This window comes from Blautia luti, from assembly GCF_033096465.1.
GTDB lineage: Bacteria > Bacillota > Clostridia > Lachnospirales > Lachnospiraceae > Blautia_A > Blautia_A luti.
Genome location: NZ_AP028156.1, coordinates 1,393,625 through 1,410,588 on the forward strand (window position 1 = coordinate 1,393,625; position 16,964 = coordinate 1,410,588).

21 protein-coding genes and 1 pseudogene are annotated in these 16,964 nt (G+C 38.7%); 21 read left to right on the forward strand and 1 reads right to left on the reverse strand.

The features are described from left to right. Window positions 1-3 precede the first annotated feature (3 nt). The 17 genes from gmhB to R8695_RS06545 all read left to right on the forward strand — a co-directional run bounded on the left by gmhB (window position 4) and on the right by R8695_RS06545 (window position 14,875). A complete protein-coding gene (gene gmhB / locus R8695_RS06465; RefSeq protein WP_154780036.1) occupies window positions 4-1,332 on the forward strand; it encodes a D-glycero-beta-D-manno-heptose 1,7-bisphosphate 7-phosphatase in 1,329 nt (442 codons plus the stop codon). 16 nt (window positions 1,333-1,348) lie between these two features. Continuing rightward, window positions 1,349-2,008: a D-sedoheptulose-7-phosphate isomerase gene (locus tag R8695_RS06470; protein WP_154780035.1), complete on the forward strand. Its 660-nt coding sequence runs from the start codon at window positions 1,349-1,351 to the stop codon at window positions 2,006-2,008. Further along, on the forward strand, window positions 2,008-2,910 hold the full coding sequence (locus R8695_RS06475; RefSeq protein ID WP_154780034.1) for a glycosyltransferase family 2 protein: 903 nt from the start codon (window positions 2,008-2,010) through the stop codon (window positions 2,908-2,910). The genes R8695_RS06470 and R8695_RS06475 overlap by 1 nt, the downstream gene beginning before the upstream one ends. Continuing rightward, the gene (locus R8695_RS06480) at window positions 2,898-3,866 is read left to right on the forward strand and encodes a hypothetical protein (protein WP_154780033.1); all 969 of its coding nucleotides are present in this window, start codon (window positions 2,898-2,900) and stop codon (window positions 3,864-3,866) included. Before R8695_RS06475 ends, R8695_RS06480 begins: the two co-directional genes overlap by 13 nt. Then, window positions 3,854-5,374: a polysaccharide biosynthesis protein gene (locus tag R8695_RS06485; RefSeq protein ID WP_154780032.1), complete on the forward strand. Its 1,521-nt coding sequence runs from the start codon at window positions 3,854-3,856 to the stop codon at window positions 5,372-5,374. Before R8695_RS06480 ends, R8695_RS06485 begins: the two co-directional genes overlap by 13 nt. A gap of 27 nt (window positions 5,375-5,401) precedes the next feature. Continuing rightward, window positions 5,402-6,649: a hypothetical protein gene (locus tag R8695_RS06490; protein WP_154780031.1), complete on the forward strand. Its 1,248-nt coding sequence runs from the start codon at window positions 5,402-5,404 to the stop codon at window positions 6,647-6,649. Continuing rightward, window positions 6,639-7,610 (forward strand): acyltransferase family protein, encoded by a 972-nt coding sequence (locus tag R8695_RS06495; protein WP_154780030.1) that lies wholly within the window; start codon window positions 6,639-6,641, stop codon window positions 7,608-7,610. Before R8695_RS06490 ends, R8695_RS06495 begins: the two co-directional genes overlap by 11 nt. A 203-nt stretch (window positions 7,611-7,813) precedes the next feature. Next, a complete protein-coding gene (locus tag R8695_RS06500; protein ID WP_154780029.1) occupies window positions 7,814-8,140 on the forward strand; it encodes a serine O-acetyltransferase in 327 nt (108 codons plus the stop codon). Between the two features lie 243 nt (window positions 8,141-8,383). Continuing rightward, the gene (locus R8695_RS06505; protein ID WP_154780028.1) at window positions 8,384-9,412 is read left to right on the forward strand and encodes an acyltransferase family protein; all 1,029 of its coding nucleotides are present in this window, start codon (window positions 8,384-8,386) and stop codon (window positions 9,410-9,412) included. Window positions 9,413-9,504: 92 nt separating this feature from the next. Further along, on the forward strand, window positions 9,505-10,407 hold the full coding sequence (locus tag R8695_RS06510) for a sugar phosphate nucleotidyltransferase (protein ID WP_167829747.1): 903 nt from the start codon (window positions 9,505-9,507) through the stop codon (window positions 10,405-10,407). A gap of 6 nt (window positions 10,408-10,413) precedes the next feature. Beyond that, window positions 10,414-11,025 (forward strand): VanZ family protein, encoded by a 612-nt coding sequence (locus tag R8695_RS06515; RefSeq protein WP_154780027.1) that lies wholly within the window; start codon window positions 10,414-10,416, stop codon window positions 11,023-11,025. 159 nt (window positions 11,026-11,184) lie between these two features. Continuing rightward, the gene (locus R8695_RS06520) at window positions 11,185-12,147 is read left to right on the forward strand and encodes a hypothetical protein (protein WP_154780026.1); all 963 of its coding nucleotides are present in this window, start codon (window positions 11,185-11,187) and stop codon (window positions 12,145-12,147) included. A gap of 69 nt (window positions 12,148-12,216) precedes the next feature. Continuing rightward, complete coding sequence (locus tag R8695_RS06525) at window positions 12,217-12,546, forward strand: hypothetical protein (protein ID WP_154780025.1); 330 nt, start codon at window positions 12,217-12,219, stop codon at window positions 12,544-12,546. A gap of 50 nt (window positions 12,547-12,596) precedes the next feature. Then, complete coding sequence (locus tag R8695_RS06530; protein WP_154780024.1) at window positions 12,597-12,989, forward strand: pyridoxamine 5'-phosphate oxidase family protein; 393 nt, start codon at window positions 12,597-12,599, stop codon at window positions 12,987-12,989. Window positions 12,990-13,111: 122 nt separating this feature from the next. Beyond that, complete coding sequence (gene gloA2 / locus R8695_RS06535) at window positions 13,112-13,495, forward strand: SMU1112c/YaeR family gloxylase I-like metalloprotein (protein WP_154780023.1); 384 nt, start codon at window positions 13,112-13,114, stop codon at window positions 13,493-13,495. A gap of 3 nt (window positions 13,496-13,498) precedes the next feature. Beyond that, on the forward strand, window positions 13,499-14,023 hold the full coding sequence (locus R8695_RS06540) for a GNAT family N-acetyltransferase (protein ID WP_118509635.1): 525 nt from the start codon (window positions 13,499-13,501) through the stop codon (window positions 14,021-14,023). Between the two features lie 3 nt (window positions 14,024-14,026). Further along, a complete protein-coding gene (locus R8695_RS06545) occupies window positions 14,027-14,875 on the forward strand; it encodes a hypothetical protein (RefSeq protein ID WP_243139476.1) in 849 nt (282 codons plus the stop codon). A 66-nt stretch (window positions 14,876-14,941) separates the two neighbouring features. Here R8695_RS06545 and R8695_RS06550 read toward each other — a convergent pair whose 3' ends face one another. Further along, a complete protein-coding gene (locus tag R8695_RS06550; RefSeq protein ID WP_154780022.1) occupies window positions 14,942-15,151 on the reverse strand; it encodes a DUF6219 family protein in 210 nt (69 codons plus the stop codon). Between the two features lie 196 nt (window positions 15,152-15,347). On the opposite strand from R8695_RS06550, the pseudogene R8695_RS17680 reads away from it, so the two are divergent. The 4 genes and pseudogenes from R8695_RS17680 to R8695_RS06570 all read left to right on the forward strand — a co-directional run. Then, window positions 15,348-15,754: pseudogene (locus tag R8695_RS17680) on the forward strand (PD-(D/E)XK nuclease family transposase); the annotation flags it as partial. Window positions 15,755-15,764: 10 nt separating this feature from the next. Then, a complete protein-coding gene (locus R8695_RS06560) occupies window positions 15,765-16,175 on the forward strand; it encodes a hypothetical protein (RefSeq protein WP_118509637.1) in 411 nt (136 codons plus the stop codon). 226 nt (window positions 16,176-16,401) lie between these two features. Beyond that, window positions 16,402-16,572, forward strand: a complete 171-nt coding sequence (locus R8695_RS06565; protein WP_154780021.1) for a helix-turn-helix domain-containing protein — start codon at window positions 16,402-16,404, stop codon at window positions 16,570-16,572. A 105-nt stretch (window positions 16,573-16,677) separates the two neighbouring features. Beyond that, entirely contained in the window at window positions 16,678-16,953 is a 276-nt protein-coding gene (locus R8695_RS06570; RefSeq protein WP_154780020.1) for a hypothetical protein, read from the forward strand. Window positions 16,954-16,964: the final 11 nt, after the last annotated feature.

Sequence of the window (16,964 nt, forward strand, 5' to 3'; positions counted from 1 at the left end):
GAGATGAAAGTAGTAATAATGGCAGGAGGTAAGGGAACGCGTATTTCTTCAGTTGCCAGTGATATCCCGAAGCCTATGATTAAAATTGAAGGGAAACCAGTACTGGAACATGAACTGGAGTGTCTGCGTGACCAGGGGTTTACTGACATTATTATTACGGTGAGTCATCTTGGCAATATTATTATGGACTACTTTGGGGATGGATCTGGTACATCCCCTGTGACGGGAAAACCGTTTGGCGTACATATTGAGTATTATTTTGAAAAAGAACCGCTAGGCAACGCAGGTGCCTTGTTCAAAATTAAAGATAAACTGACATCTGATTTTCTACTTTTAAATGCGGATGCTGTATTTGATGTTGATTTTAATCGCTTTGTTGGGTTCCATCAGAAACATGGCGGAATGGTTACACTTTTTACCCATCCGAATAGTCATCCATATGATAGTGGTTTAATTATTGCGGATAAAAATGGAGCGGTAGAAAAATGGCTTGCAAAAGAAGATGAGCGGCCGCAGTATTACAGAAACCGAGTGAACGCAGGATTGCATGTTATCAGCCCGAAAGTGTTGGAACTGGTTGATATTGATGCAGATTCAATAGGTAAGATCGGTGCAAACGGTAAACCGGTAAAAGTTGATTTGGATCGCCAGTTATTAAAACCATTAGCCGGAACAGGAAAGATGTTCTGTTATGACAGCCCAGAATATGTAAAGGATATGGGCACTCCGGAACGATATTATTCCGTATGCGCGGATTATAAAGAAGGAAGAGTATCCGGGAAAAATCTAAAAAATAAGCAAAAAGCAGTATTTCTTGATAGAGATGGAACTATTAATAAATATGTTGGCTTTCTTCGAAATATAGATGATTTTGAGCTGATTGGTGGCGTAGCTGAGGCAGTTCGTAAAATCAATGAATCTGGCTATCTTGCAATTGTAGTAACGAATCAGCCAGTAATTGCTCGAGGTGAAGTGTCTTTTGAAGAGCTGGAAGAAATTCACAATAAGATGGAGACACTTCTTGGAAAAGAAGGAGCATATTTGGATGCCATTTACTATTGCCCTCATCATCCTCATAAGGGATACGAAGGGGAGAGACCAGAGCTAAAGATTGATTGTACTTGTCGCAAACCGAAGCCTGGTATGCTGTTGAAGGCGGCAGAAGATTTCAATATCGATTTTTCACAGTCGTGGATGGTTGGTGATGGAGAAAACGATATCAAAGCCGGCTACAATGCAGGATGCAGAACAGCTTTGATTGGTCGTGAATCTTATGGTCAGACAGTGACAATATCGACATTAAAAGAGTTTGTAGAACAGTGTCTGAAATAAAAGAAAGGGTATCGAAATGAGTGAGTTGGAAAAAAGATTGATGAAGCATATTGATTTATTAGTGGAACGTTACCCTTCACTTGAATCAGAAAAGAACAGTATTATATCTGCATATCTGCTTTTGGAAGAGTGCTATGTAAATGGTGGAAAGCTGCTTGTGGCAGGTAATGGAGGTTCGGCAGCAGATGCAGAGCATATTGTCGGTGAACTAATGAAAGGCTTTAAAATGCCGAGAAAGCCCAGAGCTGATTTTGCGGAAAAGCTTATGGCAGAAAATCAGGAATTAGGAACTGTCCTGGCAGAGAATTTGCAAGGAGCACTTCCGGCAATTGCTTTGGATGGACACCCGGCATTATCTACGGCATATATGAACGACTGCGAGCCGTTGCTTTGTTTTGCACAGCAGGTTAATGGTTACGGTAAAGCGGGGGATGTGTTTCTTGGCATTTCTACAAGTGGAAACAGTAAAAATGTTTTGTATGCGGCAACGACTGCCCATGCCAAAGGTATGAAGGTCCTTGGTTTGACTGGTGCAAAGAGCAGCAAATTGGAACTGATGAGTGACGTTTGTATCAAAGTACCGCAGACAGAAACTTATATGATTCAGGAACTTCATCTTCCAGTGTATCACTGCTTGTGCTTGATGCTGGAAGATAAGTTTTTCGGTGAGTGCTGATGAAGGAACGGATTGGAGATAAGCAGCCAAGTGTTGCAATTATCATTGTTAATTATAACGGGACTGAGGATACGATAGAGTGTGTAAAGAGCCTGAATAATATAAATTATAATAATTATAGAATATTTGTAGTAGAAAATGGTTCTAGCAAAAAGCCTACGAAAGATCAGTTGGATTATTTGAAAGGACATGCTGCATATATTGAGTCAGATGAAAACTTAGGATTTTCGGGTGGAAATAATATTGGAATCAAAAAGGCAATAGAAAATGAGTTCGACTATGTGCTGTTGCTGAACAATGACACAACAGTTGAACCTGATTTCTTGAGTATTCTTATTGATGTGGCTACTAAAAAGGATAATGCTGGCATTGTGAGTGGAAAAATAGCTTTTTATAGCAAGCCAAGCCATTTGTGGTACGGCGGTGGACATATGGATGAAAAGCTTGGTGGCGGCGCGCATGAAAGATGGAATGACCTGAATCCAGAAGATACAGGTGAAATTCGAGAGGTGACATTTATTACTGGATGTCTGATGCTGATTCCAACCGAGGTAGTGAAAAAAGTCGGATTGCTTTCAGAAGAGTATTTTCTTTATGCAGAAGATACGGATTTTTGCTATAAAGTGCTTGAAGCAGGATATAAACTCTGGTTTTGCGAAAATACCTTGATCTATCATAAAGTAAGTGCATCTACCGGAGCAACCAGTGCAATGACTCAATATTATATGGTGAGAAATATATTGTATTTAACAAAAAAATATAGAACAGATTATCATAAGGTTAATGCAAGATTTACTTATCAAACCATAAAAGATGTTATTCGAGGAAGAAAACAGTTTGCTCCAGTCAGATGTGCATATCGAGATTATCTGAAAGGGACTATGGGAAAATGGGAGATGTAAGAGAAAGTACCAGAAAATTTGCTCTAAAAGTATTAACTAAACTATTTAGAAAACCGTACAATGAATATACAGAAGAGTTTGTCGAACTGAGAGATCAACAGGCAAATGATTATGTAAGAGAGCGCATTCATCAAGCGAAAAGTGGTTTGATGGTTTCTAAATGGGGAACAATAGAACTTGGAAATGTTTGCTCATTACTATCAAATGAACTGCACATTCCTTTAAAGGATATTTGCGAAGGAAAGGTGAACTACGATAGAGAGGGTAGCCTAATGTGGCTTACCAACAATGCCGGCTTTTTTCCAAACTCACTTCCAGAGGGTAAAAGATTTGCACATCTGGCACTTGAGGATGCAAGTGAAATAGATATCCTTGGTTCTTATGTACAGCATGAATATTACGTTCAGAGCTATACAGAAAAAGCAAAAAAAATCAATTTGAATGGTTATTATGCACCGTTTCTTTGGAAGAATCCATGGACAAAAGAGCTTGAAGGAAAAAAGGTATTGGTGATTCACCCCTTTGCTGAGACAATAAAAAAACAGTACGAGAAAAGAGAACTCTTGTTTGAAAATCCAGATATCTTGCCTGAATTTAAAAAATTGACAGTGATTAAAGCAGTTCAAAGTATTGCTGGAAATAGTAGTGAAACAGGGTTCAAGAATTGGTTTGAAGCTCTTGATTTTATGAAAAATCAGATGGATCAGTCAGATTATGAAATTGCATTGATTGGCTGCGGTGCATATGGAATGTCATTAGCTGCACATGCAAAGAGACAGGGAAAAATTGCAGTTCATATGGCTGGTTGGACACAGATGCTTTTTGGTATTTATGGAAATCGTTGGATTGAAGATCAACCAGAATTTAAAAAGTATATTAATGAGTATTGGACTCGTCCTGGTATCGATGAACGGCCTAAAAATGCTGAAAAAGTTGAGGGAGGATGTTACTGGTAGAAATGAATCGAAATAAAGCGTTAGCATTGAATAGTGTGGCTTCTCTGCTTCAGCAGATAGTTGCTCTTATTTGCGGTCTGATTGTACCGCGTTTAATATTATCTACCTTTGGCTCTGCTGCAAATGGAACGGTGGCGTCGATTAGTCAGTTTATCAGCATTACATCCTTGATTCAGGGTGGTGTAACTGGCGCAACAAGAGTTGCTTTCTATGGACCGATAGCAACGGGTGATATGAAAAAGGCCAGTGTAGTATATAAAACGAGTCAATCGTTTTATACAAAGTTTGCATTAGCGCTCACTGGCTATGTTGCAGTTTTGGCTGTGGTATATCCGAAGTTCGTGGAAACGCCGTTCGGTTACATAGACGCTCTTTTGCTAGTTTTAGTTTTGGGAATGAATGCAATCTTTGAAAGCATGTTTGGAATTCCCAGTCAGTTGTTAATGTTTGCAGATCAAAAGGCATATTTCAATACATTCCTTCAGATTTTTTGTACCATTGGAAATGCTTTTGTCAGTGTCATTTTAATCAAACTAGGCTGTTCATTGCTTGTTGTCAAATTTGTAGCAGCATTGATTTTTATCCTAAGACCAATCATCTTGAATGTGTATGTGCGCAGACATTATGCAATTGATACAAGTGTAGAAAAAGATAAGAGTGTCCTTTCACAAAGTAACGCTGCGCTTGCGAAGAGTATTGCGTTTTACGTTCATAGTAGCACTGATAACCTTGTGATCACAGCTTGCCTGAACGTAATGTGGGTGTCAGTGTATTCGGTACATCGGTATGTTGTCAGCAGCATATCGAATCTTGTTGCAGCTATTCTAGGCAATACGGAAGCTCTTTTTGGTCAGATGATTGCAAGAGATGAGCAGGATGCAATTAAGCGTGACGTTCCCATGTATGACCTCATGTCAAAGATGCTGTCTACGGTATTCTTCTTCACATGTATCATCTTAATTACGCCATTTGTAAGTCTTTATACAGGTGGAATTAGTGATATAGATTACTACCAGCCTCTTTTTGCAACACTACTTTGCTTTGCAGAATATGTTTATTGTACTAGTTTGACCTATAATAATATGATTATGGCTGCTGGGCACATCAAACAGACCCAGTGGATCTCTGTAACAGAGGCGATTATCAATATTGTCCTTTCTTTAGTACTCGTGAAATGGATTGGTATTATTGGTGTGGCACTGGGAACATTGATTGCATTTACATTTAACACAGTGGCCAATATTATTTATATGAAAAAATATATTTTTGATATGTCACTCGGTTGGATTATTAAGGTATATTTGGCAAATCTGGTGGCTGGTGTTCTAGCTACATGTTTGTTTGGAAACATTGTAAATGCACATATAACTGGTTTTATATCCTTTTTTATTTGGGCAGCGGTTGTTTTTGCGGGGGTTTGCTTGATAGATGTTGTACTCAATTACTTTTTCTTCAAAAATGAGACAAAATCTGTACTGCTTAAAATAAGTAAAAAATTTGCGAGGTAATAAGAGCCGATAGTGGGAGGACAAACAATGAAAATTCGCAAAAATATAATATGGTGTGTGACGTGGATTGTCCTGCTGCTTCAGTTGGATATTCTTGGAGGAATTATTCCATTTTTTAGCGATTCATTTGCATGGAAGATAGAGATGCTGCTGGTTTTGTTTGACAGCATACTTGCAGTGCTTTCTTTAAGTAAAAATGGAACATTGTCGAGATATAGATTGCTAAATATATATATTATAATATATATATGTTGTTTGATCGGCATCAGTTACTTTACGGTGCGTGAGGGAGTAGCAAGCGTCAACAATACTATTATGTATGCTCAATATTATTTTTCGGCATTTTTAGTATACCCTTTTCTGTATCTTGAGAAAAGGTATGGATCTGAAAAATCTTTTATGGAAAGCTGGCTACCGATTGCTGCATTATCATCGTGTTTTCGAATGCTAAATTGTATAGTTTATGATGCGGCCGGAGTTGCATTTTTTCCGACTCTTATCGCAGCACAGGTGAGAGGCGGACATAGTACAAGTAATTGTGGTGCAATTGATAATGTATTCTTGATTTACTCTTTTTATTTGCTATTAAAATGTGGGAAGGGCTTAACAAAAACAAAAATTAAATATCTGATTTATGTGATTATCGGATTAGTGTATTCAATCCGATTTGTTGGTTCAAGAATTATGATAGTGTCGTTAATTGCTTCTATGGCCATTTTATGGTATGGGAAGCAAGAGCGAGGCGCAAGAAAAATGATTGCTTTTTCAATTGGTGTGATGGCAATTGTGATATTTATGCAGACACCATTTTATGATGATTTGTTACAGACAATACAAGGGGCTTCGTCATCTGCTAATGATATATATGACGGAAATTCTATGTCTGTTAGACTTTATTCGCTTGCATCTCTTGAAAAAAATTGGAATGGAAAACCAATGGGATTTGCTTTTTTTGGTACTGCTGCATTTAAAAGATTCTTTCTTGTTGGTTCGAATGATGACCTTGGATATCTTGGAAATTGGTACACAATGGGGTGGTATTGTGTTCCAATGATTGTACTACTGATTGCTGGCTATCTGTATACGTCCATTCGAAATTTCGCAAAAAACAATATAGAGATGCTATATGCAATACTTATTTATTTACTGACTACGGGTATAAGTCTTAGTTGTTTTGATTTGGCTAGAATTGATGTTATTCCGTTCTTACTGCTAATCCTTCAAACTTGGAGAGAGAATAGAGATGAGCTGGAGGTATTAGAGTATGATGGTTGATACAGAAAAACAGCGAAATCATTATTTTGATTTGTTGAAATATCTGTTATTTATATTGGTGGTTTTAATACATAATCCGCTACCTGGAAATATAGGTGGGGCATTGACGGCGATTGCCCGCAGTGCTGTTCCCGCATATATCGCCATATCCGGCTATTTCAGCAAAAGAGTGGGGAAAAAGTATTTAAAAAAAGGTTTAAATTTTTTGAGAATATTTTTTGTAATGAATCTGATATGGTTTGTAATTTACACATTGATTTCCTATAGCCCATATAGAGAGCTCGCGATGTGGGCAAAACTCGCAGTAAATCCTAAGAATGTATTGGAATGTTTATTGTTTGGAAGTGCTTTTGGAAACGAGTATCTGTGGTATCTTCACGCTATTGGAATGATTTATATCACTGTATATTTTGTGGACAAATTTCAATTGAATAAAGTAATTTATCGGTGCTTTCCATTTCTGATATTGCTTAATTGGATTATGAGTGAGGGAACATTACTTATACTTGGAAAAAGTGTTCAACCATTTTTGTATCGAAATTGGATGATTGAGGGAATTGGATTTTATTATATGGGAAAATGGATGATTGGGCAGGAGTGCAATCGAAGGTTTTCTTATGTGATGTTGGTAGTTGGAAGCGTCATGACGATTGTTGAATACAGTATCTGCGGAAGGGCGGAGTTTTATTTTGGTAACTTACTTATGGTGTATGGGATGCTTGCATTAGGAAAATCTATTTATCTTAAAGATAACATTCTCTCGATGATTGGAAACAAACATAGTTTACATTTATATCTGTATTCTCCGTTTGTTGCATGTGTATTTTCGTTTCTTCAGATGATTCTTTTTCAGACAACCAGACATCAAGAAATTATTACAGTATTAGTTATTGTCGGAACGACTTGGCTTGTTATGCAGGGATGGTTCATAAAGGCAATAGACAAATTTAAAATAGCATAAGAGAGCGAGAACAGAAATGATAAAAAACAAAAGTGACCTGATAGAATATTTGAATGAAGATAAACGGATTCTGAACACCACTCGTAAAAAACCTTCCTTGCATCAGGTGTGTTGGAGATACTTGATTTTACTGCGTAAGGCGGAATACTATACAAATACGGGGGGGGGTACTGAAAAAATGGTATCAGTTTCGGCTTAATGCGTTGAGTATTAAAACGGGAATCTTTATACCAATAAACACGTTTGGCAAAGGTCTTGCATTGCCACATTATGGAACTATTATTGTTAATGGAAGTGCAAGATTTGGAGATTATTGTGTGATTCAAGCGGGCGTTAATGTGTCGGCTAATGTCCACGGAGGCAATTATGTATATTTGGCACCGGGAGCAAAAATCAACGAAAATCTAACAATTGCTGATCATGTGATTGTTGGAAGTAATTGTGTGGTAACACATTCAGTTGAACATGAAGGATGCACATTAGCAGGAGTTCCGGCAAAAAAGATTTCTGATAAAGGATTCTATAGATAAAAGATAACATGAAGGGCGGAGATAGGATGGGTAGGAAAAAGTCAATAAAAGGTATTCAACAGCTTGAAGAGATGTGATTTATAGCGCAATGCCAATAAGTTGAGTGTCTTATTTTCTAGCCAGAATATCAGGAGAAGATGGCTGATTTATACTTAAGTGTTTTTGAGTACTAATTTTGATTTGAATAGTATATGTACTGTAAATTAAAGAGTTGTTTTGTTGTGGAAGAGGAGGGGTAATGGTATGCAAAAAATGAAATGTATTCAAGGCATTCGTGGGGTGGCAATCTCCTTGATTGTCCTGTGGCATTTAAATTCAGTTTTTCCAAACTGCTTGCCTGCATTTGGTGACAGGGGGGTAGAATTCTTTTTTCTTCTTTCTGGCTTATTAATAGGAATGAAATATTATGATCTGGATAGGATGAAGAATATAGGACAAACATTAAAATATGCTGTTGAAAAAGGAAGAAAAACTTACCCACTATATTGTTTGACAATTATACCCATGCTACTTTTCCTTTTGAAAAATTGGAAAGCACATGAAATTGGAACTGCCAAATTTGCGTCAATTATAGGAACAAATTTATTATATCTACAAAGTTGGATTCCATCGGAAGATTATTATTGGGCTTTAAATGGTGTCACATGGTTCTTGTCAGATTTGTTGTTTTGTTATCTGACGATATTTATTTTCTTTTGGATTATAAGAAGAATGGGGTCTAAGTCGACACTTGTAATGCTGTTTTTAATTGAATTCGCATGGGAATTCTTGGTACTGAACTGCTTTCAAAATCAGACTGCATTTTTAACATATATTTTTCCCATATATCGAGCTCTAGATTTTGGAATCGGTGTTAGCCTTGGAGTTTTAAGTAAGTGTAAAGAAAAGAAGAATTTTGACGGGATGTTGGTCTTGTTATTGGCTGTCTACGTGATAATGATGATTGTGTTTAATAAGAAAGTTACGTATTCGATTTATCACATTATAGAAGCATTGCTAGTTTGGACTATTGTAATGGGCAGTGGAAGTATTTCAAAGTATATATTTGAGAATCCACTGTTGGTGAAGTTGGGAAATACTAGCGAGGTGATTTTTTTGACACATCTCCCTGTTATTACATATATGCGAATTGTTTGGGATAAAGTATTCGGTGATCAATATAGAATTGTTGAGTGGCTAGTGATTTTGCTTTGTATTTTCATTACAGCATATGGTGTGAGTTACATTCAGAAAATGATACAAGTAAAAAAACAGTGCAAGTCGTCTATATAGAAGCATGAAACAATTAATGTATTATAAGTGTGTGAACGAGTGCATACAAGATTATGCCGAACTGGATAAGAGAAACATAGGAAGGAGAAAACGTGAAGACTACATTACTTATCATGGCAGCCGGTATCGGTAGCCGTTTCGGAACGGGAATTAAACAGCTGGAGCCGGTGGATGCTTCTAACCATATCATCATGGATTACTCGATTCATGATGCAATCGAAGTCGGATTCAATCATATAGTATTTATCATCCGCAAGGATATCGAGAAAGAGTTCAAAGAGGTTATCGGTGACCGAATCGCCTCCATTTGCTCTTCTAATGACGTAACTGTAGACTATGCTTTCCAGGATATCAATGATATTCCGGGAGAACTTCCGGCAGGCCGTACAAAGCCGTGGGGAACGGGACAGGCCGTGCTTGCAGCTAAAAATGTGATTAATACTCCGTTCATCGTCATCAATGCGGATGATTACTATGGCAAAGAAGGTTTCAAAGCAGTCCATGAGTATCTAGTGAATGGCGGCAAGTCTTGTATGGCTGGCTTTGTGCTGAAGAACACGCTGTCCGATAACGGTGGTGTGACTCGTGGTATTTGCAAGATGGACGAGCAGAACAATCTGACTGAGGTTGTGGAAACAAAGAATATCGTGAAGACTGCAACTGGAGCAGAGGCTGACGGCGTGGCTGTCGATGTTAATTCTCTGGTTTCCATGAATATGTGGGGATTGACTCCTGATTTTCTCACTACGCTGGAAGAGGGCTTCAAAGAGTTCTTTGAGAAAGAAGTACCTAGCAATCCTCTGAAAGCAGAGTATCTGATTCCGATCTTCATCGGTGAACTACTGGAGCAGGGCAAGATGTCTGTGAAGGTCCTGAAAACCAACGACATCTGGTACGGCATGACCTACCATGAGGATGTCGCAGCAGTAAAGGATAGCTTTAAAAAGATGCTGGAGAGCGGTGTGTACAAGGATAATCTGTTTAGTGATCTGTAAACGACGATGAAAGAAACGATTGATTTACTAGGGAAAATCCTCACAAACATCCTGACAGCTCTCTATGAGCCGTTTGGATTCTCGCTCCTGCTTTCCTTTTTGGCTATGTTTTTCTATCTGTATGCGTATGAGCCTACCGCAGCCGGCAAAGGCTGGAAGAACGCCATAGTGACCTGGTATCAGAAATTCAAAGAGAGCGTGTTTTTTCGGAAATTGTTCTTGTTGGCTTTTGTGATTTCCATGATCTTGTTCAGAACGTTACTGAATCGGAATCTGTGGCTGAATCCTTTATCTGATGTCATGGGTGGCTGGGGCATCTGGGAGACCGTGAACGGCGAACAGAAGCTGACAACCGAATGTATTGAGAATGTGATCATGATGGTGCCGTTCTCAGCAGTAGTGATGTGGACATTCGGAGAGAAGATAGGAATCGGCTTGAAGAAGACCCTGTGGTATAGCGGAAAGATAGAATTTATCTTTTCGATAAGCATAGAGATGCTACAATTATTGCTTCGCTTGGGAACATTCCAGCTATCAGACATCTTCTACAACATAGTCGGAGGAGTGCTAGGCGGTTTGATGTACTACGTGGCGATGAATGTGAGAAAGCATCAGTAGTCTGTAAAAGAATCGAATTATGTGGAATATAGGGAGCGGAAGCTCCCGACGCTGCTCTAATAATCACACACCTCTTCGTGGTGAGCAGCAGGCAACGATCTGTGATCGGCAGAGATGTGATAAGGAATAAACGTAGAAAAATAAATAGGTGCTATCATTATGGACGATATTTTGAAACTTGCAAAGGATTATTCGAAAAAACGTCATTTAGACCTTCTGCCGCGTTGTAATAATAATATTTTGGAAAAGCTTGATTATATATATGATGAAAACTGGGAAAATCAAGGCGTACCTTATCCATACGAAATATTAACGTATCTGTTTGATAGCTATTATGTTTTACCTGAGAGACCGGATTTGGCAGCGTTGTTTTGTTGGCAGGCAATTAATCATTCGTATTACGTTCAGCAATTAAGCGATAACAATGTTGGTTTTTGTCAGGACACAAAGGGTATTGAACTTATTTGTGATGCGATTTTAGGTGACTGGAATAATAAATATAAAGCAATTTTAGAGCCTTTCTTGAAAAGAATGCCAGATAAAACATTTCACTATGTAGCATCGTATATGCTTAAAGGGTATGCAATGGAAAAGAAAGGTATAGTAGAAAAATATAGGGCTAGTTCTTATAAAACGTTAAAACGAAAAATTCCATCGCTATTAGATATTTTAGATAACGCGTATGGAAAGTCATACTGTCAGATTTCCAATCCGACACTTGTTAATAATGAAGTAGATCTCGGAATTACTAATGCAAACAAAGGAAAGAGTCGAGCCATAACACATAGTTTTGGAATAAAATTAAAAGCACTCATGCTAGGAGAAGAAGTTGAGATTACATTCTGTGATGTGCAGGGAACAAAGAAAAAATATAAATTCACGGATGAAGAAAGGCTGTCGTTTGTCTTTTTTGGAATTCTCTATGCTTCTCGCTGCAACAATTTCCATGGTAATGTTGCAGCTCGAATGAACAGCATCAATGCAAATAAAGATACATTTAAAATGTATACAGATATGTTTTTGACAGAGTATATTATTCTGGCAATCCATCTGAATAGCCAAGGTGCTCTATCGGATGTGGTATTGAATAAGGTTAAGGAAAATGCTGATTTGATGATATGATAGATATTGCTTGGAGACTTGCTGAGTGATATACTTTAGTTATAATAAATAGAAAGAGGTTTGTGTCCTATGCCCAGAACTAAAGGTAGCAAGAATAAGCCCAAAACTGTGACTGCATATTTTGCAGCGCAGATTGCAGAAAAGCAGTCCGCGAAGGAAGCACTCACAGCCGAGATCGCATCCATCCAGAAATCAATTGAAGAGCAGAAGAACACATTGAAAGAGAAGAAGACTGCTCTGAAGAAAGCCGAAAAAGAAGTAGCATCCATGGAAGCGAAAAAGGCAAAGGCGGATGCTAAGGCCGCTGAAGAAGCTAAGAAGACTGAAGCCGAAGCAGTGCTGAAGAAGCTGCTGGCAAGCGGTGTGAGCGCGGATGAGATTCTCGAAAAACTGAAATAAAACCATAAAAATATAAAACACACATGACCGTGTGGGAAAGGAAATCCATTATGGAAGAAATCGTAAAGTTCTTAAAAGAAGCTGAAACATATTACTTGGCAACGGTCGAAGGCAACCAGCCGAGAGTGCGTCCGTTTGGCACGGCACATATTTTTGAAGGCAAGCTGTACATCCAGACTGGCAAGAAGAAGGATGTTTCCAAGCAGTTGCATGCCAATCCGAAAGTAGAGTTGTGTGCATTCAAAGACGGTGAGTGGATTCGCGTTGCCGGTGAACTGGTAGAGGATGACCGCATTGAGGCGAGAGAATCTATGCTGGATGCTTATCCGGCACTGAAGAAGATGTATGCCGCAGATGATGGAAACACTGAGGTGTTCTACTTCAAGAATGGTGTGGCTACCATTAGTTCTTTCACTCATGAGCCGAAAGTGATCAAGTTTTGATGATATGCCGTGTGGACAAACTGAACTCCAGGAGTTCGCACGGTATATTTTGAAAACTTCCATATAGTTTGTAACGAAAATAAAAGAAGAACAAAATTAAAAGAAATGGAGTGTGAGAAAAAATGAATTTATCAAAAATACATCATATTGCAATCATCGTGTCTGATTACGAAGCCGCAAAGAATTTTTATGTGAACAAGCTGGGATTCTCTGTTATCAGGGAAAACTATCGCCCGGAGCGTAAGGACTGGAAACTGGATCTGCGTGTCAATGAATACACAGAGCTGGAGATTTTTGCAGAGGAAAACCCGCCGAAGCGTGTGAACCGCCCGGAGGCCTGTGGCCTGCGTCACCTTGCATTCTGCGTTGATAGCGTGGAACAGACAGTGAATGAGCTGGCGGAGGTAGGCATTGAATGTGAGCCGATTCGGGTTGACGATTATACCGGAAAGAAGATGACTTTCTTCCATGACCCGGATGGACTGCCGTTGGAGCTACACGAATAAAGGATGGATAAAATGATATTCCGTAAGGCAGAAAAAGAGGATTTTTACAAAATAAGATCTCTGTACTGGACTTTGATTGATCAGGAGCAGGACGACCCGTCATTTCCGCATTGGAAGAAAGGTATCCACCCATCTGATGAGATGATACGGAACAGCATTGAGAGGAAAGAGCTATATGTGCTGGTAGATGGTGGTGAAATCGCAGCGTGTGTCATAGCAGACAATGAAAAGGTCGATGGCTATTCAGATGCGCCGTGGCAGGTTGATTCGGAGGAGGTAATTGTTCTTCATGTTTTGGCAGTTCATCCGGATCATCGTGGAAAAGGACTGGCGCGAAAATTAATAGAGAATGTAATTGAACAGGAAAGAAAGGCTGGCAAGAAGGCGTTGAGGCTTGATGTAATCGAAAATAACACAACTGCCGAAAAGCTGTATCAGAAACTGGGCTTTCGATATATCCAGACCAAGACACTTTATTATGATGTGGTCGGGGAGATGACGTTCAAATTGTATGAACTGGTGCTGTGAGCTATGGGAGAGAAAAGAGCATATAAAGCCAGAAAGCCCGGTGGAGGTCGGAAGAAGCTGAAGCCGGAGTACGATGCCGGGAAGAATCTGCAAGAGCAGATGGAAAGTGCTGTGGCGCTTTATGATTCTGAGATGTCTTTGCAGGCCATCGCCGATGCTCTGAATCTGAATCCTATCAAAGTGAGAAAGCTGCTCATCACAGCCGGTGTGTATGAATCAGAAGTGGCGGAGAAAGTGCAGGACACTTTTGAAGATTACCGAGAAACACAGAACTATAAAGAAGCAATCCTTTCAACCGCAAATATCCTGAATCTTTCCAAAGCCTCCGTTACCTCGTACCTGCCATATAAAAAGGGGGTGTACTTCCCAGGTACAGAAAAGGAGAAAATCAGTGTTGGTGCAGAGAGGCAGCGAAGATACAGAGCCATGAAGCGGTGGAGGACTGATCCGACAGAAGAAAACTTCTGGGGTGTGGTTGTGGCTTATGCCGGTGTGAAATTCAAAACCTACTCTGGGTTGCCATTCTCTTACGAAATTAAAAAAGGTAGGAACGGCGAGTACACGAAAGAGCTGTGGATTGACAGACAGGAGAAGAGTAAAAGTCTGGCGTGGAGTTCGGTGTTGCTGGCACTTGGAAATATTAAAGGAGAAGTAGTAGATCGGCCAAAGGCACTGGGTGATATCCGGGGCATGACTTACATCTACGGAATGTTCTATCGGTTCGGACTGATCGATGTGCCGGATGAGGTAAAGGAGAAGATGGGCCATCCGAAGAACCATAAGAAAAAAAGAAATCTTATTGATGGATCAGAACATATATTATACGACAGATTGAAAAAAGATGAAAAATAGCAAGTTTGCCTGATGGAAAATATTTATCCATCAGGCAAACGTATGTAAACATTTCTATAGTTCTGATTATTCTGCGGATTCTTCAGAAACAGAATCTTTCTTTTTTCTGGATTTGCCAGAAATCATTTTATGACCAGAGTAGATAGCCATAATCATGCAGAGAAGAGAACTGCAAGCAAAATATTTGTGAGCTGATTTCATATTTTTATAGCCGGTATAAAAGGTTCCAATCATGGTTGCCAATGCACCAAGTGACCAATATTTATGTGCTTTCATTTGAATACCTCCTGTGTTTTTCTATAATAATACCTCTTTTTGGAAAGTATGAAAACAGGGAAATTTATAAATTCTGTTCTTTCAGAAGAGTATCAATTAACTTTTTCAAAAGAAATACCAGAAGAATATTGAATAGTATCATTGAAATGAAGGTTAGGTGATGTTAAGATGATAATAAAGAGAGAAGGTGTTACCGATGAATGAAAGAAGTAGTCTTGATTTTGAACAGAAACATGAGGAAGACCTTCAGAGATTACGTGGTTTTCGTCTTTTAGATGATGATTTTATGAGCAAAGTATTTGAAGATCAGAAATGTACGGAGTTTTTGTTACAAATCATATTGAACCGTAATGATCTTAAAGTTATAGCCAATATGCAATAAAGAATTTACAGGGACGTTCTGTACGTTTGGATATTTTGGCTGTAGATAAGCAGGAACAGGTATATAACATCGAAATTCAAAGGGATGATAAGGGAGTAGGGGTAAAAAGAGCCAGATATAATAGCAGTCTGATTGATGCGAATGTAACAGAGCCAGGAGACCAGTATCAGAAATTAAATGAAACGTATGTGTTTTTTATTACAGAAAATGATGTGTTAGGAGTAAATATAAATGGATGGAGAAAAAGCTGAATCGATTTTGAAGAAATATAATCTGGAAGAAAAAGCTGAGAGAGAATTTGCGAAAAAAACCAGAGGTGAGAGGGGAAGAATAAATCTGGTGTTACGATTCCGTATATATTCGGAGTTTTTAACAAAAAAACAAAAGGAATTATATGAACAGCGAGATAAAATTGTAAAGGAAAATCCCAATGAATGTCCCAATTTTCAAACTGAATTGAAAAGAAATTCATATGCGCATCCGGAATGTTCTTTTATAAATGATAGAGTTCCCAAAGATTTTTGCCTGGCTTGTAGTTACTACAAAGAAAATATAAAGGGGATTGATGAAAATATAAAAGAAGTGTCTGATGCTATAAAGACTTATGAAGAAAAAGCTGTAATTGATGACATTATGCGCTAACTCAATAAGTTCTGTTATGTTATATTGTGAATTTCATTCTCATTATTGTCGCTTATTTCAATGGCATTACTTGAGTTGGGTGTTATTACAGAATATGAAGATTCTGATATAGTTAAATATGATGCCATGTAAAATGGCAGAAGTCCTGCCATTTTACAACATCAATATCTGAGATACTTACAGTTTGTTATGGTTGAAATAATCCATCAGTATATAGAGAGTCAGGGTGAGAAAGATAAACCGGGCAGTAAAAATAAGGATCTATCCAAATAAAGAACAGATAACCCAGATAGAGAAGACAATCGGCTGCAGTCGTTTCCTCTATAACAGGATGCTTGCGGATAAGATCCGCTATTATCAGGAAGAAAAAAAGATGCTGAAAAATACGCCGGCCTGATATAAAAAAGAATATCCATGGCTGAAAGAGGTAGATTCTCTTGCGCTGGCGAATGTACAGTTAAATCTGGAAGGGGCTTTCCGGAAATTTTTCCGGGAACCGGGAGTGGGATTTCCGCATTATAAATCGAAAAAACATTGGCGGAAATCCTATACAACGAATATGGTAAATGGGAATATCTGTCTGCAGGACAGGTTCCTGAAACTGCCAAAGATGCAGCCGATAAAAATAAAACTCCACCGTATGATCCCGGAGGGATGGAAGCTGAAATCAGTGACTGTGAGCAGGAAACCGTCCGGAAAATATTTTGTCAGCCTGCTGTTCGACTGTGAAAACCAAAACAGCGGAGAAAAGGCAGGCGGAAAAATTCCTGGGGATTGATTTTGCCATGC